This window comes from Microvirga flocculans ATCC BAA-817 (genome assembly GCF_000518665.1).
Classification (GTDB): domain Bacteria; phylum Pseudomonadota; class Alphaproteobacteria; order Rhizobiales; family Beijerinckiaceae; genus Microvirga; species Microvirga flocculans.
The window spans coordinates 172,177-192,559 of record NZ_JAEA01000009.1 but is presented as its reverse complement, the minus strand read 5'-3'; the positions used below and the strand labels follow the sequence as shown (position 1 = coordinate 192,559).

At 63.9% G+C, this 20,383-nt stretch carries 15 protein-coding genes and 1 pseudogene; 6 read left to right on the top strand and 10 right to left on the bottom strand.

The features are described 5' to 3' along the window. Positions 1-57: 57 nt before the first annotated feature. Positions 58-1,773, bottom strand: a complete 1,716-nt coding sequence (locus L879_RS0112000) for a catalase (RefSeq protein WP_027316316.1) — start codon at positions 1,771-1,773, stop codon at positions 58-60. Between the two features lie 484 nt (positions 1,774-2,257). Between L879_RS0112000 and L879_RS0111995 the strand changes: the two genes are divergently transcribed. Next, the gene (locus tag L879_RS0111995; RefSeq protein WP_027316315.1) at positions 2,258-3,079 is read left to right on the top strand and encodes a class I SAM-dependent methyltransferase; all 822 of its coding nucleotides are present in this window, start codon (positions 2,258-2,260) and stop codon (positions 3,077-3,079) included. Positions 3,080-3,214: 135 nt separating this feature from the next. On the opposite strand, the gene L879_RS0111990 is transcribed toward L879_RS0111995, so the two are convergent. Further along, a complete protein-coding gene (locus L879_RS0111990) occupies positions 3,215-3,514 on the bottom strand; it encodes an HlyU family transcriptional regulator (protein WP_027316314.1) in 300 nt (99 codons plus the stop codon). Positions 3,515-3,733: 219 nt separating this feature from the next. Between L879_RS0111990 and L879_RS0111985 the strand changes: the two genes are divergently transcribed. Further along, entirely contained in the window at positions 3,734-4,582 is an 849-nt protein-coding gene (locus L879_RS0111985; protein WP_027316313.1) for a lytic transglycosylase domain-containing protein, read from the top strand. Between the two features lie 218 nt (positions 4,583-4,800). On the opposite strand, the gene L879_RS21485 is transcribed toward L879_RS0111985, so the two are convergent. The 3 genes from L879_RS21485 to L879_RS0111970 form a co-directional block, all read right to left on the bottom strand. Beyond that, on the bottom strand, positions 4,801-5,517 hold the full coding sequence (locus tag L879_RS21485; protein WP_051435264.1) for a CYTH domain-containing protein: 717 nt from the start codon (positions 5,515-5,517) through the stop codon (positions 4,801-4,803). Between the two features lie 466 nt (positions 5,518-5,983). After that, a complete protein-coding gene (locus tag L879_RS0111975; RefSeq protein ID WP_027316312.1) occupies positions 5,984-7,432 on the bottom strand; it encodes an aldehyde dehydrogenase family protein in 1,449 nt (482 codons plus the stop codon). Between the two features lie 2 nt (positions 7,433-7,434). Continuing rightward, positions 7,435-8,631 (bottom strand): fumarylacetoacetate hydrolase family protein, encoded by a 1,197-nt coding sequence (locus L879_RS0111970; RefSeq protein ID WP_027316311.1) that lies wholly within the window; start codon positions 8,629-8,631, stop codon positions 7,435-7,437. Between the two features lie 315 nt (positions 8,632-8,946). On the opposite strand from L879_RS0111970, the gene L879_RS24000 reads away from it, so the two are divergent. Genes L879_RS24000 through chrA form a run of 3 tightly spaced genes read left to right on the top strand, consistent with a single transcriptional unit; the run spans position 8,947 to position 11,415 of the window. Continuing rightward, positions 8,947-9,177 (top strand): hypothetical protein, encoded by a 231-nt coding sequence (locus L879_RS24000; protein WP_154664194.1) that lies wholly within the window; start codon positions 8,947-8,949, stop codon positions 9,175-9,177. Positions 9,178-9,230: 53 nt separating this feature from the next. Next, complete coding sequence (locus L879_RS0111965; protein WP_027316310.1) at positions 9,231-10,019, top strand: LOG family protein; 789 nt, start codon at positions 9,231-9,233, stop codon at positions 10,017-10,019. A gap of 4 nt (positions 10,020-10,023) precedes the next feature. Then, the gene (gene chrA, locus L879_RS0111960; protein ID WP_027316309.1) at positions 10,024-11,415 is read left to right on the top strand and encodes a chromate efflux transporter; all 1,392 of its coding nucleotides are present in this window, start codon (positions 10,024-10,026) and stop codon (positions 11,413-11,415) included. Positions 11,416-11,458: 43 nt separating this feature from the next. On the opposite strand, the gene L879_RS0111955 is transcribed toward chrA, so the two are convergent. From L879_RS0111955 to L879_RS0111935, 5 genes and pseudogenes are all read right to left on the bottom strand, one after another. Further along, positions 11,459-12,238 (bottom strand): SDR family oxidoreductase, encoded by a 780-nt coding sequence (locus tag L879_RS0111955; protein WP_027316308.1) that lies wholly within the window; start codon positions 12,236-12,238, stop codon positions 11,459-11,461. Between the two features lie 17 nt (positions 12,239-12,255). Further along, complete coding sequence (locus L879_RS0111950) at positions 12,256-13,179, bottom strand: dihydrodipicolinate synthase family protein (protein WP_035459429.1); 924 nt, start codon at positions 13,177-13,179, stop codon at positions 12,256-12,258. Between the two features lie 144 nt (positions 13,180-13,323). Further along, positions 13,324-13,494: pseudogene (locus L879_RS23995) on the bottom strand (plasmid stabilization protein); the annotation flags it as partial. Positions 13,495-13,598: 104 nt separating this feature from the next. Then, positions 13,599-16,385: a phosphoenolpyruvate carboxylase gene (gene ppc, locus L879_RS0111940; RefSeq protein ID WP_027316305.1), complete on the bottom strand. Its 2,787-nt coding sequence runs from the start codon at positions 16,383-16,385 to the stop codon at positions 13,599-13,601. 92 nt (positions 16,386-16,477) lie between these two features. Continuing rightward, positions 16,478-17,788, bottom strand: coding sequence for an Hsp70 family protein (locus L879_RS0111935; protein ID WP_027316304.1), 1,311 nt, complete (start codon positions 17,786-17,788; stop codon positions 16,478-16,480). A gap of 184 nt (positions 17,789-17,972) precedes the next feature. Here L879_RS0111935 and L879_RS0111930 point away from each other — a divergent pair, with 184 nt between their 5' ends. Continuing rightward, positions 17,973-20,321, top strand: coding sequence for a Tex family protein (locus L879_RS0111930; RefSeq protein WP_027316303.1), 2,349 nt, complete (start codon positions 17,973-17,975; stop codon positions 20,319-20,321). Positions 20,322-20,383: the final 62 nt, after the last annotated feature.

The window sequence follows — 20,383 nt, the reverse complement described above, 5'->3', positions numbered from 1 at the left end:
CGAACGGGCGGGAAAATCCCGCCCGTTCCTCTCTGAGGCTGCAGCTTCGCAGCTTGTCTATTCGGCCGCCTGCCGCCGCGCCGGCGCTGTGGGAATTTTGCGAAGACCGCTCAAGACTTCATCGGCGGAAGCCTTGTAGTCTTTCACGGACCCCGTCCATTGGCCCCAGGCCTGCGGGTCGATCCTGTCGCCGTTCCTGCCGAGATTCTGCAGCCGCCGCCTGTCCTCGTCGGTGAGAACCTGCTTCGGCAGCGGAGGAAGCTGGTGCACGTCGTCAGCCCCGATTCCGATCATTTCGCCGACCCGCTTGCCGTAATCGTCATGAACCAGGAACAGGTGCCATATCATGCGCTCCTGCACATCGCGCTCGCATTGCCCCAGCAGGGTGCCCAGATTGAAGACGAGATCGTCCCGTTCCCAATCCATCATCGTGCAGTAGCGGCCACGCGCATGGGCGTAGTCGTTACGGCGCTCGATGATGCTGCGGGTCAGGCGGCCTCTTATCTCCGGCGGGTTGTTCGGCTCCTCCCGCAGGGCCTCGTGCAGGCCGTCGTGAATCGAGGGCTCGTAATTCACGTGCGCGTTCTGGCCCGGCGCAAGATCGCGGCGGTATGACATTTGCCCGCCGTTGAGATTGGTCGCGACCTTTGCGTTCTTGGTCTGGTTGACAGGGAGCTGAAGGTAGTTCGTTCCCACACGGTAGCGTTGCGTGTCGGAATAGGAAAAAGTGCGGCCCACGAGCATCTTGTCGTCGGAAAAGTCGAGCCCGTCCACGAGCACGCCGGTGCCCATGGCGATCTGCTCGTTCTCGTTGAAGTGATCCTGAGCGTTCCGGTTCAGGGTCATCACGCCGATATGCCGCAGCGGGAAATCCTTTTCCGGCCAGATCTTGGTGTCGTCCAGAGGATCCCAGTCGAGTTCAGGATGATCGTGATCCTCCATGATCTGCACGTACATATCCCATTGCGGATGATCGCCGCGCTCGATGGCTTCGTAGAGATCCTTCGAAGCGGAGCCGAGATCCTGGCCCTGAACCTTAGCCGCCTCCTCCGCCGTGAGGCTGGCGACGCCGCAGCGCGGATGGAAATGGTACTTCACCAGGACCGTATCGCCCTGGGCATTGACCATCTTGTAGGTGTTGACGCCGAAGCCCTCCATGTGGCGATACCCTGCCGGGATGCCGCGCGGACTGAACAGATGCGTGAGCATATGCATGGATTCCGGCGTCTGGCTCATGAAGTCGAAGATGCGGTTCGGCTCCTGGCGGAAGGTGACCGGATCCGGCTTCAGGGAATGGATCACATCGGGGAACTTGATGGCATCGCGGATGAAGAAGACGGGCAGATTATTGCCGACGAGATCCCAATTGCCGTCCTCCGTGTAGAACTTCACGGCAAAGCCGCGCGGATCGCGAGCGACCTCCGAGGAGTCGCGGCCTCCGATGACGGTCGAGAAGCGGATGGCGAGCGGCGTCTTCTTGCCGGCCTTCTGGAACAACTTGGCCCGGGTGTATTTGGAAGCGGGCTCGTCTCCGATCTTACCGGTCGCCTCGAACTCGCCGTAGCAGACGAAGCCTCGAGCATGGACCACGCGCTCCGGGATGCGCTCACGGTCGAAATGGGTAATCTTCTCCAGGAACTGATAGTTTTCGAGCGTGGCGGGTCCCCGGCTGCCCACGGTGCGCTGCGACTGGTTATTCGCGATCGGATGCCCTTGCCTGTTCGTCAGAACACGCTCGGACGTACCGGACGGTGCCTTGGGGTTCTTGCCCATCGATTATCTCCCTTGATCGATCAGCCATGGCTCGATTGCTCGAAGCCGATCCTCCGGCGCGTAATCATGAATGCGCGTGCACCCGCAGAGGTGGCGTCAGGGAATACCTGATGCAGGAACCGGGAAAGGGAATAGAAGGAGCCAGAATGCCGCTGCATGACATTCTGCGTGGCCGGAAGGCTCTCTCGCCTCCATGAGCCCCGACGGTTCGGAAGCCGAGCGTCATTGGGCCAAGCCCAATGATCCGATTCACGTCAACCAGCAAAGCGCGAATACAGATATCGGCGGACAGGCAGCCTGCCCCTTATGAGTGACAAGCGAACATGGCTCCGCCTGCAATACTACATTCAAGCTACTATCTAATGCGAGTTGACGGGTGCAACTTGTTTCGTGTGATCTAGGCGTTTGAAACACTTACTTATCTTTTTTGAACCGGCAGCCAGAAAAGCTTCAGGAAAGATTTTTTGTAAACGCGGAGGCCCTTATGAAAGGTGATGTAAGGACTTTGGATCGCATCAGATTTCACTACGAAGTCGAGAGATCGCTCTCCGATCAACTCCGTCATGCACCTGCGTCGGAAAGAGGCAAATTATACCACTCGCTCTACAATGAATTGTTCACGAGGGTCACCGATCACGAACAGTTCCAGATGAAGAGCAATGAGGAGGCCACGGAAAGAGAAACGGCTCTGCAGCTTGGCAGGATCAAGCCATTGCTAAGAAAAAGCGACATCTATTGCGAGATCGGCGCCGGCGACTGCGCATTAGCGATTAAAGTATCGAAATACGTTAAGAAGGCTTACGCGATAGACGTTTCTGAAATTATTTCAGATAATGTTAAATTCCCAGAAAATTTAGAATTCATCTTGTCCGATGGAATCAGCATTCCGATTCCTGAAAATACAGTTGACCTAGCTTACAGCAATCAACTTATGGAACACCTTCACCCTGAAGACAGCATATCGCAACTCAACAATATCTATAAAATCTTAAAGCCTGGCGGCAAGTATGTCTGCATAACGCCCAACAGACTCTCCGGTCCGCATGACATATCCCGCTACTTCGATGACGTGGCAACCGGATTCCACCTTAAGGAATACACCAATTACGACTTGAAGGACGTCTTCGCAAAAGCCGGCTTCCGCAAGTTCAGGGCGATACTGAGCTGGCAGCATTTGGTCGTTCCATGGCTCATGCCGTTGGCGCCGTTCATTCCGATTGAAAGAGCGTTGGAAAATTTGCCGAGAACACCCAGGCGTCGTGCATCCGCTGCCTTGGGAGCCATAAAATTTGTGGCGATCAAGTGAGGCTGTCCCTGAACCATGGCTTTGCCATGTTACCGGCCGGTCCTAGGAGAGATCGAGGCGAGAGCATTTTTCGGCGAAGTGGATCCGGTGCGCCGTCAAGAATGCGGCTTGGCACAGACGAGAGCCGATTCCAAGTCAGCGGAAAAGGCTGTCGCCCTGCTCGTCGATGATCTGCCGGGCCTTCACGATGGCAAAGGAGGCAGCCTCGTCCTTGCTGGGATGCGTCTCGGCGCGCACGAAGCGGTGCTCTTTGAGGCCGGTCTCGAAATCCTTCTCGATGATTCCGGCGGTCTGATAGCCGCCCCTGGCAGAATAGGGCGCGGGGCGAATGCGAAAGCCCTTGTATTCGACAGCCTCGGCCGCAGGCTCCTCGCGCTGCGCTGCGCCGCTTTTGCCCGACAAACGGTTCCAGAGGTCTTTCAGAAAGGAGGCCATCGCTGTCACTGGGTAGAGGGTGATTCGTGCCGGTGCAGCATAGCCGTGCTGCAGCGGGGGAGCGAATCGCGGCAAGCCTCGGCTTGAGAAGTGCAGAGGCCGCTCTCGAGCCGAATTCTCCGTTCGGACCGGATCTCCTTGGTAGGACGGATGATTGCCTATTTGTAACTTGAGCCTGGCCTGCGACGCCGGTTTGCGCCATTGCGAGAAAGGTCTTCCATGCGCTTGCGCCTGGCGCTCTGCGGGATCGTCCTTGGCTGCGGCGCGGCCTGGGCCGATCCCGGCGCGTCCGGAGAAACGGTCGAGCAGGCCCTGTGCCGGCTCATCGAAGGCGCCGCGCAATCCTATCGGATTCCGCATGAGCTTCTCACCAAGCTGATCTGGCAGGAAAGCTCTTTCCGTGCGCATGTGGTCAGCCCTGCGGGCGCACAGGGCATCGCCCAGTTCATGCCTGGAACGGCCAGGGAGCGCGGATTGATCGATCCCTTCGACCCGGAGCAGGCGATCCCCAAGGCCGCCGAGCTCATCGCGCATCTCGCCGATCGGTTCGGCAATCTGGGCCTTGCGGCCGCGGCCTATAACGGCGGCCCCAGCCGTGTCGCATCGTGGCTCGCAGGAGAGGCGGAGCTGCCTGCCGAGACGCAACGCTACGTAGTCGCCATCACAGGCCGCACGGCGCAGGACTGGGCTGCGGATTCCGGGGAAGCCAAAAGCGCAAACCGGCAGGATCCGGACGGCACGGAGCAGCCGACATGCCAGCAGATCGTCGCATCCCTGCGCCTGCCCGGCCGCGAGGAGGCGACCGAGGCGCCCTTTGCGCCCTGGGGCGTCCAGCTGGCGGGCAACTTTTCGAAGGAGCGGGCCCTCGCCGGTTTCAGGCGCGCGAGTCAGGCCTATGCTTCGCTCCTGAAGGACGTTCAGCCGATGATCATCGGGACAAGGCTGCGCTATCGCGGCACGCGCACCTTCTATCGCGTGCGGGCTCCCGCCGAAACCCGGCAGGCGGCGGAGCAATTGTGCCGCAACATCCGCACGGCCGGGGGAAGCTGCATCGTTCTGCCGAGCTGATCGGAGGATCGACGAAACCGAAGACACGGATCAGGGGGCAGAGGCATCCCTTCCCGCTCCATGCAGAGAAAAGGCCTGCGTCCCGGATCGACGCAGGCCTCGTTCCGTCAACTCTCGTTCGAGCGATGAAAGCCGATTCCACTGATGTGGAATCGGCTTTCGTCTTTCCCGTGTCGCATTCTTGAACGGCGCAGCAGATCCACTTCGCCGAAAATGCTCTACCGGCGCTGCGGCCGAAGCGAGCGGGCCAGCTCGCGGATCACATTGTCCTCGATGTTGAGGTTCAGATCGTTCTCGTCATGAGATTCTTCGTCGCCCATGTCGGCATCGACCGGAGCCGCAGGCCTGGACAGGACGCCTCTCTGACCCGGCGCAGCTCTCTCTCCGGACGATGGAGCGGATGCCGCAGGCGGCGCATGGCGCGGAGCGGGAGCGGCTTCGGCGGGGCTGCGCGTCGGAGCGGATGGCGTATAACCACGGGGAGCCACGTAACGGTTCTCGAGGGCGTCGAGCAGGCTGTTGAGCGCCGCGTTGGACATGGGAACGTCCGGCGCCTGAGGCGCTCCGTTCAGGGCGATAGAGCGGTTCTGATAAGCCACTTCCGCCGTCACATCCGGCCCGAACCAGGAAAGCGGCCGGAAGTCGCGGGCCTCTTCGTCGCTCTCGAACGAGACGGAGATCAGGTCCAGCGGACCCGGAGTGACGAAGCGGACGATCTGGATGTCGCGCGTGCCGACGGTCAGATGGGTGAGCAGATAATCGAGCTTGCCGGGGGTGACATCGAGCAGGGCTTCGGCGTGAGCGCGCGGAACCTCGGTGCGCTCCTCGACCGGCCCGCCCGGACCTGCGTGGAGCAAAACGAGGCTGCCCTTGTCTCCCTCGACCACCACGAAGGAACTGCGGTCGGCCTGGTTGGGGAAGTGGCCTTCCGTCACACGATTGCCCCCTCTCTCCTTGCGAATCAAACGCGCAAGAGAGGAAGCAATGAGATAACGCCGGGAAGTAACCATATTAAGTTCTCTATTATTCGCTGAGTGCCACTCACCAACTCATGAAACCAACAGCCTACGAATCTGAAGCAGCGATGCTGCGCGCCCTATCGTCGAGGTGAAAGATTCGACATCGGCATGCAACAACGTTTGCAATCGCAGACGTTTTGAGCGTGTAAGCTGGAAGCTTCCTGAAATGCTATGATGGCGTTCGCGTGGCAAAGTTCAATGGAAGAGCCCGAAAGCTGCCTGGGTTTTGTCGATAAAGTTAATGCTGCGTGCAACAAGGTTCACGCAGCATCTTGAGCCATCATATACGATCAATGGCCCCGGCATCCAAGAGAAACGATGCCGGGGCCATCGCTGTCATGCGGAGAGAAAGAAATTATTCGCTCGCTTTGGTCTTCAGGCCTTAAGCGGCATTTCCATCGAAGGTGTAGGCGGTCTTGACCGTAGTGTAGAATTCCTGCGCGTAGCGTCCCTGCTCGCGCGGTCCGTAGGACGAGCCCTTCCGCCCACCGAAAGGCACGTGATAATCCACGCCCGCCGTCGGCAGGTTCACCATCACCATGCCCGCTTCGGCATTGCGCTTGAAATGCGAGGCGTATTTCAAGCTCGTGGTGCAGATACCCGACGACAGGCCGAACGGCGTGTCGTTGGCGATCTCCAGCGCCTCGTCGTAATCCTTCGCCCGGATCACCGTGGCCACCGGCCCGAAGATCTCTTCGCGCGCCACGCGCATCCAGTTGCTCACCTCCGTGAACAGGGCGGGCGCCAGATAGAATCCGGGCGACTCTCGATTCAGCAGTTCGCCGCCGGCGACGAGCCTGGCGCCCTCTTCCTGTCCGATCCGGATGTATTTCAGATCCTGGTCGAGTTGGCTCTGATCCACCACCGGGCCGATATGGGTGCCGGCCTTCAAGGCATCGCCGACGACAAGATTCTGCATGCGCTCCTGCATGGCCGCCACGAACCTGTCATGGATGCCTTCCGTCACGATGAGGCGCGACGAGGCCGTGCAGCGCTGGCCTGTGGAGAAGAAAGCGCTGTTGACCGCGCATTCGACGGCGACCTTCAGATCGGCATCGTCGAGAACCACCATCGGGTTCTTGCCGCCCATCTCCAGCTGCACCTTCTTCATCGGATCGGCGGCGATGCAGGACTGCGCCACTCGGCGGCCCGTGGGCACGGAGCCGGTGAACGAGATGGCGGCCACCTTGGGGCTCTGCAGCATGGCCTCACCCACGATGGAGCCCTTGCCCATCACGAGGTTGAACACGCCCGCCGGCACACCGGCGCGAACGATGATCTCGGAGAGCGCATGGGCCGAGCCCGGGACGAGTTCGGCAGGCTTGAACACCACCGTGTTGCCGTAGGCGAGCGCCGGAGCGATCTTCCAGGCCGGAATGGCGATGGGGAAATTCCAGGGCGTGATCAGGCCGACCACGCCCACCGGCTCACGGGTGATCTCCACATCGATGGCGGGCCGCACCGACGGCACCTTCTCGCCAGCCATGCGCAGGCACTCGCCCGCGAAGAAGTGGAAGATCTGGCCGGCGCGCGTCACCTCGCCGATGCCCTCAGGCAGGGTCTTGCCCTCTTCCCGGGAGAGCAGGCGTCCGAGCTCCTCCTTGCGGGCGAGAATTTCGTCGCCCACCGCCTTGAGGATGTCATGACGGGTCTGGATCGACGAGCGGGACCAGGCCGGGAAGGCATCGTAGGCGGCCGCGATGGCGGCTTCGGCATCCGCCGCGGAGGCGCGGGCATAGTCGCCGATCACATCGTTGGTGTTGGACGGATTGACGTTCGGCGCCGCCTCGGACGAGACGCGCCACTCGCCCGCAATGTAGTTCTTCGTCATCGTTAACCTGCCATTCTGGTATGGATGAGGCCGCGTCGGGCCAGGTTGGACATGAACGCGCCGATCCCGAAGGTCCAGGGCTCGCACTCGGAACTCGGCTTCATGCGGTTGATCAGGGCGCCGAGCTTCGGGGCCGCGATGGTGACGATATCGCCGCGCTTATGGGTGAAGCCCATGCCCGGCTCGCCACGATCCTGCGTCGGAGCGAACATCGTTCCCAGGAAGAGCGCAAATCCATCCGGGTACTGATGGTGCGATCCGACCGTCTGCGCGACGAGATCTTCGGGATCGCGGCTGATCTTGGTGATGGAGGACGAGCCTTCGAGCCTAAAGCCGTCCTCGCCTTCGACCGTGAGCGTCACCGTGGTCCGGCGCACGTCGTCGAGGGAGAAGGTCCCGTCGAAGAACCGGATGAAGGGACCGACCGCGCAGGACGCATTGTTGTCCTTCGCCTTCGAGAGCAGCAGCGCGGAGCGCCCCTCGAAATCGCGCAGGTTGACATCGTTGCCCAGCGTAGCGCCGACGATCTTTCCCTCCGCCGTGACGATCACCACCACTTCGGGTTCCGGATTGTTCCAGGTGGATTTCGGATGCAGTCCCGCATCCATGAAGGCGCCGACGGCGGACAGGGTCGGCGCCTTGGTGAAGATTTCCGCATCCGGGCCGATCCCAACCTCCAGATACTGGCTCCAGGCCCCCTGGGCGACGAGAACCTCCTTCAGGGCCATGGCCTCGGGCGAGCCTGGCTTGAGGCGGCTCAGGTCATCCCCCACGAGCCGGAGAACCTCGGCCCGGATCGCGGCCGCGGCGCTGGCGTCGCCCCGGGCGCGCTCCTCGATGACGCGCTCCAGCATGGAAACCGCGAAGGTGACGCCGGCGGCCTTGATGACCTGCAGGTCGATGGGCGCGAGAAGCCATGGCTTTGCGGGATCCCGGCGGTCGGGCGCCGTGTTTCCGGCGATCTCTTCGAGCGATCCGATCCTCTCGCCCTTCGCGGCCTTCGCCACCGCCGCCGGGTTCTCCAGGGCGGCAAGCCCGCTGACCGTGGAGGCGGTCTCGGACATGTCGAAGAGGCCGTCCTCTCTCACCGCGACGACGGAGGGTCCGAGGCCCGGACGCCAGACGCGCCCGACGAGTGCCCCCTGAAACCCGTCGGCCGGCAGGATTCTGGCGATGTTCGCTGGAGATAGGTGGTCCATCGGCTGGCGCTCGCTTCCTCTTGGGCTGTTGCCGCCCTCTTTCCTCGGCGCTCTTGATATAGCCGCGATGAAGCTGGCGGGCATAGCGAAAACGACGCCCGCTCCCTCAACGGGGGAAAGCACGGAACAAACCCGGTTTCTCCGCCGTTCCGCAGCGTGGCTGCGCTGAAGCTCTTGTGTTGTGGAACGGATCCGTTCCGCCGCTCAAAATGCGGCAGAGCAACATGATGAGCCGATTCCCCGACCTGAAATCGGCTCTAAGATCGATTCTGTGGAACGCCGGCCCGGCGTTGCGAAAGGAAGGGATGCAGGTTCATGTCCGATACACTAGCGCCGACTCCGCCCTCTCCCACGCCGCAGCCCGATGTGCCCAATCCCGCCCCGCAGCCCGTGCATCCCGATCCGGGTCCGCCCGGCATTCCCGGTCCTCGGGAGCCCGTGGGCGTTCCTCCAGAGGGACCCAGCGAGACGCCCAGCCCCTCGGAACCGGTGGGTATCCCGCCCTCGGGGCCGCAGGAACTTTCCATGGGCCCCCTGGGGAATTAACGAAGCGTCGAAAGTGTGCTTTGTGCAGGGTCGGGTCAGAGGAGCCCCAGCCCATGGATGACAGCATGCCTTCGAACACCCCCCAGATCGCCTCGCCGTCCTACCGGCTGGCCGCCTTGGACCAGGATTTCCTCCTGGGCGATTCCATGCGCGGCGTCCGGTTCCAGCTGGAATATGCCAAGGCCGAGGAGCACCTGCGCAACTGGGGTGTGCGCTCCACCCTTGTTGTGTTCGGCAGCGCCCGCGTCCGCGAGACCGGCCCCGGACGGCACCCCTTCTGGTACCAGGAGGCGCGCTCCTTCGGCGCCATCGCCTCGCAGCGCGGCGGCGCGCTGACATCCAATGGCGGAGTTCGGGACAACGTGATCGCCACGGGCGGAGGCCCCGGCATCATGGAGGCCGCGAACAGAGGAGCGGCGGATGTGGGCGCGCCTTCGATCGGCTTCAACATCACCCTCCCGCACGAGCAGGAGCCCAACGCCTATTCGACGCCGGACCTGACCTTTCGCTTTCATTATTTCGCGATGCGCAAGATGCATCTCGCGATGCGCGCCAATGCCCTCGTGGTCTTCCCCGGCGGTTTCGGCACCCTGGATGAGCTGTTCGAAATCCTGACGCTCCGCCAGACAGGAAAGGCTCCGCCGATTCCCATCGTCCTCTTCGACAGGGCCTATTGGCGCTCGGTCATCGACTTCGACGCGCTGCTTCACCACGGCATGGTGAGCGAGCACGACCGCAAACTCGCGCATTTCGCGGAAACGGCCGAGGATGTCTGGAAGACCCTGATCGAGAACGGCCTCGTGGTGCAGACGCTGGAGCGCGATTCCAATCAGGAAGTCTGACGGGATGGCGCAGATCTCCGACCGGCCTTCTCCCCAGGGCGTTCCCCATCATGGCGTCTCGCGCGGAGAGGCTTTCCGCGTCTGGCTGCGCGTGGCCGCCCTGAGCTTCGGCGGGCCTGCGGGGCAGATCGCGGTCATGCATCGCATCCTGGTCGAGGAGAAGCGCTGGATCTCCGAAAGCCGGTTCCTGCACGCCCTCAATTACTGCATGCTGCTGCCCGGGCCGGAAGCGCAGCAGCTCGCGACCTATATGGGCTGGCTCATGCATCGCACGCCTGGCGGCATCATGGCGGGCGGGCTGTTCATTCTGCCTGGCGTCGTCGCCATCATGGGGCTGAGCTGGGTCTATGCCCTCTACGGTCATGTGGGCCTCGTCTCCGCCCTCTTCTTCGGCCTCAAGGCCGCCGTGCTCGCCATCGTGCTCGAAGCCGTCATGCGGATTGGAAAGCGCGCCCTCCGGAGCCGGATCATGATCGGAATCGCGGCCGCGGCTTTCGTGGCAATCTTCTTTCTCGATGCGCCGTTTCCCCTGATCGTTCTTGCGGCGGGCCTGACCGGCTTTCTCGGCGCTCGTGCCGGACTGCAGCCGTTCCAATCTGGCGGAGGCAGCGATGACAGCGCGGACGAGGCCGGCGATCTTTTCGGCGCGGACACGCCGGCTCATGCAAGGCCGGAGCTGAAACGCAGCCTGCGCGTCGCGGCTTTGTGGCTGGCGCTCTGGCTCGTGCCCGTCCTGGGTCTCGTGCTGGGCCTCGGCACAGGCCATGTCTTCAGCCAGATCGCAGTCTTCTTTTCCAAGATGGCGATGGTCACCTTCGGCGGGGCCTATGCGGCGCTCGCCTATATCGCGCAACAGGCGGTCGACACCTATGGCTGGCTCAAGCCCGGAGAGATGCTCGACGGGCTCGGCATGGCCGAGACGACTCCCGGCCCCCTGATCATGGTGCTGCAATTCGTGGGCTTCATGGCGGCCTACCGGGATCCGGGAACGCTGAACCCGCTCCTGGCGGGCACCCTGGGCGGGCTTCTCACCACATGGGTGACGTTCGCTCCCTGCTTTCTCTGGATCTTTCTCGGCGCGCCCTACATCGAGGTTCTGCGCGGCAACCGGGCCCTGAGCGGGGCCTTGTCCGCCATCACGGCGGCCGTGGTGGGCGTGATCCTGAATCTCTCGATCTGGTTCGCCATCCACACGATCTTCAAAGAGGTCAGACCCGTCGCATGGGGACCCTTCAGCCTCGACGTGCCCTTATGGGCGAGCATCGACCTTTGGGCGCTGCTGCTCTCAGGCGCAGCGATCCTCGCCATGTTCCGCTTCCGGGTCGGCATGCTGCCGACACTGGCGGCGACATCCGCTGCGGGTATCCTTATCTATCTGGCAGGCATCATCGCCTGAAAGGGGATGAGACGGCGGCCGCCTCATCCCGCATCATGAGAGATCAGGTCACGGACGAGATCTGCCCGCCATCGACACGCAGGATCGAGCCCGTCATGAACGAGGCCTTCTCGCTGGCGAGGAACACGGCAGCCGCCGCGAACTCCTCGATCTCGCCGTAGCGACCTGCCGGAATGCCCGCGCGGGCAGCCGCTGCGACGTCCTCCACGGAACGGCCCGTGCGCTCCGCATTGGCCGCATCGAGCTGCTTCAGGCGATCGGTCGCGATGCGGCCCGGCGCGATGGCGTTCACCGTGACGCCGGAAGACGCGACCTCGCTCGCCAGGGTCTTGCCCCAGCCCACGAGGGCGGGACGGATCGCGTTGGAAATGGCGAGGTTCGGAATGGGCTGGATCACGCCGGACGAGATGACCGAGATGATGCGGCCCCACCGGCGCTCGATCATGCCGGGCAGAAGCTGATCGGCGATGCGCACCAGATTGACGAACATGGCATCGAACGATTGCCGCCACTGATCCGACGACACGCCCTGCGCCTTGCCGGGAGGCGGGCCGCCGCTGTTGAGCACGAGAATGTCCACGCCGCCGAGCGCTGCCACCACGTCCCTGGCCAGGGCATCGACCTGGTCGGCCTTGCCCGTGTCGCACGTGAAGGGGAGCGCGCCTGCGCCGATCCTGTCGGCAGCGGCTTTCGATCCCTCCATCGTGCGGCTCGCGATGGCGACGCGCGCGCCTTCTTCGGCCAGGCCCTGCGCGATGCCGAAGCCCAGCCCCTTGCTCGCGCCGAGAACCAGCGCGCGCTTTCCTTCCAATCCTGTCTTCATGAAGACCCCCCCTTGTCTTACGAGCGCTCGATGCGCTCCATCAGCCATTCGATTTCGGCAATCGTTTCCGGGCTCAGCTTCGGCCCGGGCTTGCGCAGCGTATCGGATGCGATGATGCCGCGCCGCTTCAGAACGTATTTGCGCACCGCCAGGCCAACGCCCGGCTGCGTCTCATAGCGCACCAGCGGCAGGTGGCGGTCGAAGAGATCGTGCGCTTCCTTCCGCTTGCCCCGGTTGATGAGATCGACAACGCCCACCAGCATTTCGGGATAGGCATAGCCCGTCATGGCGCCGTCGGCTCCCCGTTCCATCTCGAAGGGCAGGAACATGCCGCCGTTGCCGCAGAGAATGGAGACGCGGCGCACCTGCCCGGCGTCGCTCGCGCGCCGCAGCGCGGTGATCTTGTCAAGACCCGGCCAGTCCTCGTGCTTGAGCATGACGCAGGAAGGGCTCTGCTCGATGATGCGCATGATCACCTTGGGCGTCATGACCACATTGGTGGTGAGCGGATAATCCTGGATCACGAATGGCACGTCCGCCCCGATGGCCTCCACCGCATCGGCGTAATAGGACACGATCTGATCGTCGGTCTTCAGGGTCGAGGGCGGTGCGATCATGACGCCAGCCGCTCCCGCATCCATGACCTTGGCGGAAAGACCGGACATGGCCGCGAAGCCCGCGGCCGAGACGCCGACGATGACGGGAACGCGGCCCGCCACGGTGGCGATCACCTGCCGGGCGAAGGCCAGCGCCTCGTCCGCCGCCAGCTTGGGCGCCTCGCCCATGATGCCGAGAATGGTCAGCCCGGTCGCCCCGGCCTTCAGATAGGCCTCGACCATGCGGTCGGTCGAAGCGACGTCCACCCGCCCGTCCGCCTCGAAGGGCGTGGGACAGATGACATAGACGCCGGCGGCAGAACTCGTGAGCAAGGCTTCCTCCATGGCAGAGCTTCTTGAAGCTCCTCATACACCTGCTCGCTGCCTTGCGCACTAGCCTTGCACGGTGGACGCACGCGGTCTTCACGCCGCTCCGACCGGAAGACCGGGGCTCGCGGAAAAGAACTTGGGTGTCCGTGCGGTGGTTCAGCCGCGCCCGGAGCCGCCCTTCTTGCCGCCGCTATCCTGCTTGTTGACGGTGGCCCAGGCCCGCCGCTCCGCTTCCTTATCGGAAACGCCGCGGTTCTCGTAAGATTCCTCGATATGCTCGGCCTTGCGCTTCTGCTTGTCCGTATAGGCGGATTTGTCACCACGGGCCATGACGCCCTCCTTGTCCTGTCGGTTCCTTGTGATGAGCCCGGACCGGGCCGCATCTTTCGCAGATTCAACCGAATAGGCGAAGCGCGGTTCCGCAACCTTATCCTCTACCCGCTGTTGCGCAGTCCCGCCGCGATGCCGTTGATGGACAGGTGGATGCCCTGCACCACCTGCTCGTCCGCGTCGCCCGAACGGTGACGCTTGAGCAGCTCGATCTGCAGATGGTTCAGTGGATCGAGATAGGGAAAGCGGTTGCGGATGGAGCGGGCGAGGAGCGGATTCCCGTCGAGCAGCGCCTGCTGCTGCATGATGGCGAGCAAATGCCTGATGGAATCTTCCCACTCGCGCCGCAGGCGCGGGAAGATGGCATCGCGCAAGGCCTCATCCTCCACGAGCTTCGCGTAGCGCGAGGCGATCGCGATGTTGCTCTTGGCGAGCACCATGTCCATGTTGGAGAGAAGCGCCTGGAAGAAGGGCCACTCGCGATACATTTCCTGCAGCAACGCCAGTCCGTTCTCCGGATGCGCTTCGAGCCAGGCGTTGACGGCGGAGCCGAACCCGTACCATCCCGGCAGCATGAGACGGCACTGCGCCCAGCCGAACACCCAGGGGATGGCGCGCAGATCCTCGATCCTCCGCGAATTCGTCCGCGAAGCCGGCCTGCTGCCGATGTTGAGATGAGCGATCTCGCCGATCACCGTCGATTCCCAGAAATAGCGCTCGAACCCTTCCGTCTCGTAGACGAGGGCGCGATAGACCTTGAAAGCGCTCTCGGACAGCTCCTCCATGGCTCTCAGATAATCCTCGCGCGGCGCGGATTCGCCCGAATGCAGCAGAGAGGCCTCGAGCGTCGCCGCCGCGAGAATTTCGAGATTGCGGCGGCCGAGATCGGGATTCGAATATTTGCCCGCGATCACCTCGCCTTGCTCGGTGATGCGGATGGCGCCCTGCACGGCGCCGCCCGGCTGCGCCAGGATGGCCTGATAGCTCGGCCCGCCACCCCGGCCCACGGATCCGCCGCGGCCGTGAAAGAGGCGCAAGCCGACGCCGTGACGCGCGAACACCTCGACCAGGGCGATTTCCGCCTTGTAGAGTTCCCAGCCGGAGGTAAGAAACCCGCCATCCTTGTTGCTGTCGGAATAGCCGAGCATGACCTCCTGCGCCTGCCCGCGGCTGCGCAAAAGGCGCACGTAATCGGGCAGCGCAAAGAGCGCGTCCATGACTTTACCGCAATGGCGGAGATCCGCGATGGTCTCGAAGAGCGGGACGATGTTGACATGCATCTCTCCCTCGCGCGGGCGCAACAACCCCGCTTCCTTCAGGAGCAGCGCAGCTTCCAGAATGTCCGATGGATCGCTCGCCTTGGAGATCACGTAGTTCGGCACGGCGGCGCGGCCGTAACGACGATGGGCCTCGGCGGCCTCGTGAACGATGGCGAGTTCCGATGCGGTTTCCGGCGAATAGTCGAGATAGGGCGATGTGAGAAGGCGCGGCGTCCTGAGCTCCTCCAGAAGCAAGGCGACGCGCCTCTCTTCCGAAAGCTTCTCGTAACCCGTGCCGGGCATCGCCTTCTCGAACAGCTCGGTCACGACGCGCTGGTGGACGTCGGAGTTCTGGCGCATGTCGAGGCTCGCCAGATGGAAGCCGAACACATCGACGGCGCGGCGCAGCCTGCGCAGGCGGCCGCGCGCGAGAGCGCCGGAGCCGTTCGCGCGCAGGGAGCGATGCAGGCTCGACAGGTCGCCGACGAAATCCTCCACATTCTCATAGGCCGGCGCCTCGCCCACCGCGTGACGCGCCACGTCCTCATGGCCGAGGGAAGCGGCGGTAGCGGCCAGCCGCGCATAGAGACCCGTGATGGCGCGGCGATAGGGCTCGTCCTGGCGGTGGGGCGATGAGTCCGGCGAGGATCTGGCGAGATCCCGCACCTCGTCGGATACGTTCACGTAGCGCTCGTCTAGAGAGAGTTCGCCGCCCAGGCGATGCAGCTCCTCCAGGTAGAAGCCGAGAGCGTGCTTGCTCTGGAGCAGCAGGGCCTGGCGCAGCGCGTCCGCCGTGACGAAGGGATTGCCGTCGCGGTCGCCGCCGATCCAGCTGCCCATGCGCAGGAAGGAGGGAAGCTCCACCGTCTCCCAGGCAGGATCCATGGCGGCGAGCTGATCCTCCAGCGACGCATACACGCGGGGTAGTTCCTGGAAGAAGGTGTAGTCGTAATAGGACAGGCCGTTATTGACCTCGTCGATCACTTTCAGCCTTGTCCGCCGCAGGATGCTCGTCTGCCACAAGGTCAGAATCGCGCGGCGAAGGCTCTCCTGGCACGCGCTCTCCTCCTCGGGCGTCAGGTGCTGACGGTCGCGCTGCGCGAGAATCTGCGCGATTTCCATCTCGCGGTCGATGGTGCTCTTGCGGCGCACTTCCGTCGGATGCGCGGTCAGGACGGGGCAGACCAGGGCGGAGGCAAAGAAAGCCTGCAGGGCGGCCTGACTGACGCCGGCCTCCTGCACAAGCTTGAGAGCCCGCGCCAGCGTTCCCTCCCGCGGCGCGGAGGCCGTCATGGCGTGAGCGCCGGCCATGGCATGGGCGCGCGAGCGCCGCACATGGTGCTGATCCTCGGCGATGTTCGCCAGATGCGAGAAATAGGTATAGGCGCGGATGATCTGGTTCGTGCGGCCGCGCGAAAGAGAGTTCAGGATCGTCTCGAGCTCGCGGCGCGCACCTTCGTCCTCGTCCCGGTGGAAGCGGATCGAGGTCTGGCGGATGCGCTCCACGATGTCGAAAGCCGCCTCCCCCTCCTGCTCGCGGATCGTGTCGCCCAGGATGCGTCCGAGGAGCCGGATGTCGTCGCGAAGCGGGAGATCCTTGTCAGGGGTCGCGTCGGGATTGATCTGGGACATGGGAGGTTTCCGCCTCGGGTGCTTTTGTTGCACTGCGAGGTAAAACCCTTTCCGTCCCGCCCGCAAGCGCAATCAACGGTCAAGCACCGCCTTCAGCCTGCGACCGCCCAGCGGCCCGGTTCCTCCGTCTGGCCGATGAGGGCCAGCCCGTAGGCGATCGATTCGAACTGGTCGGCGGACATCAGGCGGCTCTCGCCGAATCGCTCCACGAACAGGCGGCGGATCGCGGGCACGAAGGACGTGCCGCCGGTGAGGAAGACGCGCTCGATCTGCTCCGGCCTCACGCCGGCCTTGGAGAGCGCCTCGTCCACCGTGCCCGCGATCTTCTCCACATCCTCTGCGATCCAGCTCTCGAAATCGGCGCGGGTGATCCGCGCCTGAATGTCCACGCCCTCGCCCTGGAAGCGGAAATCCGTCTCCTCCTGGCTCGATAGCGCCACCTTCGCCGAGGACACGGCGCGGTAGAGGGCAAAGCCCAGGTCGTATTCGATGATGTCGATGAAGCGTTCGAGCGGCTCGGGTTCGAGAGCGGCGCGGGCCAGCTCCCGCAGCTCCTTCAGGTCCCCGCTGCCCTTCATCATCGCCAGCTGGTTCCAGCGGGCGAAGTTGGCGTAGTAGTGATTCGGGATCGAGAGGATCTTTCCCATCGAGCGGTAGAGCCCGCCCTTGCCGAGGCGGGGCGACACGACCCGGTCGACCATGCGGTAGTCGAAGGCGTCCCCGGCCAGGCCGATGCCCGCATGCCCCAGGGGCTCGGCCCGCAGCACGCCTCCGGTCTTCGAGAAGCGCATGACCGAGAAGTCGCTGGTGCCGCCGCCGAAATCCGCCACGAGCACGGTGGCGTCGTGATCGAGCTGCTTCGCATAGAAGAACGCCGCGCCTACCGGCTCATAGACGTAGCGGGCCTGCTCCGCCCCGAGCCGTCCGAAGGCCGCCCGGTAGCGCTGCATGGCGAGCGCGTCGTCCGGGTTGTAGCCGGCGAACTGGACCGGCCGGCCGATGATCACGTTGCGGGCGCCCCAATCCAGGCGGGAACCGCCATGGCGTGCAAGGGTGCGCAGAAAGGCGCTCAGAAGATCCTCGAAGCCGTAGCGCTCCCGGAAAATGCGCGTTTCCTTGAAGGTCGGGCTCGCCGCGAAGGTCTTGAAGGACTGGATGAACCGGTGGGCATGGAGCCCTTCCAGGAACTGCTCGATGGCCCAGGGACCGCCCTCGACCTCGGTGCGCAAGCCGTTGCCGTGACGCTCGTCCCAGAAGCAGAGCGCGGTCACATAGACCTTGAGGCGCTCACCCCCATGCTCGAAGGTCAGGGCTTCCACATGCCCGTCCGGGCCCGCAATGGCGACGACCGTGTTGCTGGTCCCGAAATCGATGCCGATGGAAAAATCGTGGGATGGGGGCATGGAGACCTCGGGAACGGGCGGGAAGGGCCGGACGGTCTATACGCCAAGGCTTCCCGCGCCAAGACCCTCCGGCGAAAAAGATCCTTCCGCACCGGCACTGCGACCCCGGCGGTGTGGACGGGTCGTTGACCTGGGGGCTTTGCGCGCCGTAGAAGCCGCGCATTGGCTTTTTCCGGAGATTTTCATGCTATCCATCGGTCAGCGCATTGCGAACGAACTGAATGTTCAGGAATGGCAGGTCAAGGCAGCCGTCGAATTGCTCGACGGCGGCGCGACCGTTCCCTTCATCGCGCGCTACCGCAAGGAAGTCACCGGAACCCTCGACGATGCCCAGCTGCGCACCCTCGAGGAGCGCCTGCGCTACCTGCGCGAGCTGGAGGACCGGCGCAAGACGATTCTCGACAGCATCCGCGAGCAGGGCAAGCTCACGGACGAACTGGCGCTGCAGATCAACACCGCCGACACCAAGGCGCGGCTCGAAGACCTCTACCTGCCCTACAAGCCCAAGCGCCGCACCAAGGCGCAGATCGCCAAGGAAGCGGGCCTCGAGCCGCTGGCGGACCTGCTTCTGGGCGAACCCACCCGCGAGCCGAAGGAGGCCGCCGCCGCTTTCGTGAATCCGGAGAAGGAAGTGGCGACGCCGGAGGCTGCGCTGGAAGGCGCCCGCTCGATTCTCGTCGAGCGCTTCGCGGAGAATGCGGAACTTCTCGGCGCCTTGCGCGAAATCTATTGGGAGCGCGGCAGCCTGACTTCGAAGGTACGTGACGGCAAGCAGAATGACGGCGCGAAATTCTCTGACTATTTCGACTTCGCCGAACCGCTGCCGAAGCTCCCCTCCCATCGCATCCTCGCGCTCTTCCGCGGCGAGAAGGAGGAAATTCTCGATCTGCGCATGGAGGAGGACAAGGAGAGCGCCGAGCCCGGTTATGCCAGTCGCTACGAAGGCCGCATCGCGCTGGCCTTCCATATCGCCGATCGGGGCCGCGCGGCCGACAAATGGCTTCTCGAGACCGTGCGCTGGGCCTGGCGGACGAAGTTGCGCTTCTCCATCGAACTCGACATGAAGATGAAACTCTGGCAGCTCGCCGAGGACGAGGCCGTGAAGGTCTTCGCCGGAAACCTGCGCGACCTGCTGCTGGCGGCTCCCGCGGGAACGCGCCCGACGCTCGGCCTCGATCCGGGTTACCGCACCGGCGTGAAGGTGGCGGTGGTGGACGCCACCGGCAAGGTCGTTGCAACGGACACCATCTATCCACACGAGCCGAAGCGCCAGTGGGATGAATCCATCGCGACGCTCGCGCGACTCTGCCGCGTCCACAAAGTCGAGCTCATCGCCATCGGCAACGGCACGGCCTCCCGCGAGACCGACAAGCTCGCGGGCGAGCTGGTCTCGAAGCACCCGGACCTGAAGCTCACCAAGATCATGGTCTCGGAAGCGGGCGCTTCCGTCTATTCCGCTTCGGCCTATGCGAGCCAGGAGCTGCCGGACCTCGACGTCTCGCTGCGCGGGGCGGTCTCCATCGCACGCCGCCTGCAGGACCCGCTGGCGGAACTCGTGAAGATCGACCCGAAATCCATCGGCGTCGGGCAGTACCAGCACGATCTCGCGGAGTACAAGCTTTCCCGCTCCCTCGACGCGGTGGTGGAGGATTGCGTGAACGCGGTCGGCGTCGATCTCAACACGGCCTCCGCTCCGCTGCTGGCGCGTGTCTCGGGCCTCGGCGAGTGGGTGGCGCAGAACATCGTCGCCCATCGCAATGCCAACGGCCCGTTCCGGACACGCAAGGCGCTCACCGCCGTCTCCGGTCTCGGACCGAAGACCTTCGAACAGGCGGCGGGCTTCCTGCGCATCCCGAACGGGGACGATCCGCTCGACGCATCGGGCGTGCACCCGGAGGCCTATCCGGTCGTGCGCCGCATTCTCGAAGCCACGAAGAGCGACATCAAGGTGCTGATCGGCAATGGCGGCGTGCTGAAGAAGCTCGACCCCAAGAGCTTCACGGACGAGAAGTTCGGCATTCCGACCGTCAAGGACATCCTGAGCGAACTTGAGAAGCCCGGCCGCGACCCGCGCCCCGAGTTCAAGACCGCCACCTTCATGGACGGCGTGGAGAAGATCGGCGACCTGAAGCCTGGCATGATGCTGGAGGGCGTCGTCACCAATGTGGCGGCTTTCGGGGCCTTCGTGGATATCGGCGTGCACCAGGACGGGCTCGTGCATATCTCCGCGCTCGCCGACACCTTCGTGAAGGATCCGCGCAGCGTGGTGAAGCCGGGCGACATCGTGAAGGTGAAGGTGCTCGAGGTCGATATTCCCCGCAAGCGCATCTCGCTCACCATGCGCATGAGCGACCCGGCGGAAAAGCGCCCCTCCGGCCGGCAGGACGACAACCGGGCGGCGTTCCAGAAGCACCGGGCCCAAGCGGACAGGAAACCGGCCTCTTCGTCCTCTTCGGGCGGCGCGCTCGCCGATGCCCTGCGCCGCGCCGCGCTGGCGAACGGCTCGGGAAAGGACAAGGGCGGCGGCCGCTGAAGGCTGTGCCGGCCATCCGGCCCGGAAGGGATCGTGACAGGGGTGGCTTGTAGCCGCCCCTG

Coding starts and splice junctions, on each gene's coding strand:
- L879_RS24000 (WP_154664194.1), top strand. CDS start 8,947: ATGTCCGATACACTAGCGCCGACTCCGCCCTCTCCCACGCCGCAGCCC.
- L879_RS0111935 (WP_027316304.1), bottom strand. CDS start 17,788: ATGCCCCCATCCCACGATTTTTCCATCGGCATCGATTTCGGGACCAGC.
- L879_RS0111930 (WP_027316303.1), top strand. CDS start 17,973: ATGCTATCCATCGGTCAGCGCATTGCGAACGAACTGAATGTTCAGGAA.
- L879_RS0111985 (WP_027316313.1), top strand. CDS start 3,734: ATGCGCTTGCGCCTGGCGCTCTGCGGGATCGTCCTTGGCTGCGGCGCG.
- L879_RS0111995 (WP_027316315.1), top strand. CDS start 2,258: ATGAAAGGTGATGTAAGGACTTTGGATCGCATCAGATTTCACTACGAA.
- L879_RS0111975 (WP_027316312.1), bottom strand. CDS start 7,432: ATGACGAAGAACTACATTGCGGGCGAGTGGCGCGTCTCGTCCGAGGCG.
- L879_RS0111955 (WP_027316308.1), bottom strand. CDS start 12,238: ATGAAGACAGGATTGGAAGGAAAGCGCGCGCTGGTTCTCGGCGCGAGC.
- ppc (WP_027316305.1), bottom strand. CDS start 16,385: ATGTCCCAGATCAATCCCGACGCGACCCCTGACAAGGATCTCCCGCTT.
- L879_RS0111990 (WP_027316314.1), bottom strand. CDS start 3,514: ATGGCCTCCTTTCTGAAAGACCTCTGGAACCGTTTGTCGGGCAAAAGC.
- L879_RS0111970 (WP_027316311.1), bottom strand. CDS start 8,631: ATGGACCACCTATCTCCAGCGAACATCGCCAGAATCCTGCCGGCCGAC.
- L879_RS0111965 (WP_027316310.1), top strand. CDS start 9,231: ATGGATGACAGCATGCCTTCGAACACCCCCCAGATCGCCTCGCCGTCC.
- chrA (WP_027316309.1), top strand. CDS start 10,024: ATGGCGCAGATCTCCGACCGGCCTTCTCCCCAGGGCGTTCCCCATCAT.
- L879_RS0112000 (WP_027316316.1), bottom strand. CDS start 1,773: ATGGGCAAGAACCCCAAGGCACCGTCCGGTACGTCCGAGCGTGTTCTG.
- L879_RS0111950 (WP_035459429.1), bottom strand. CDS start 13,179: ATGGAGGAAGCCTTGCTCACGAGTTCTGCCGCCGGCGTCTATGTCATC.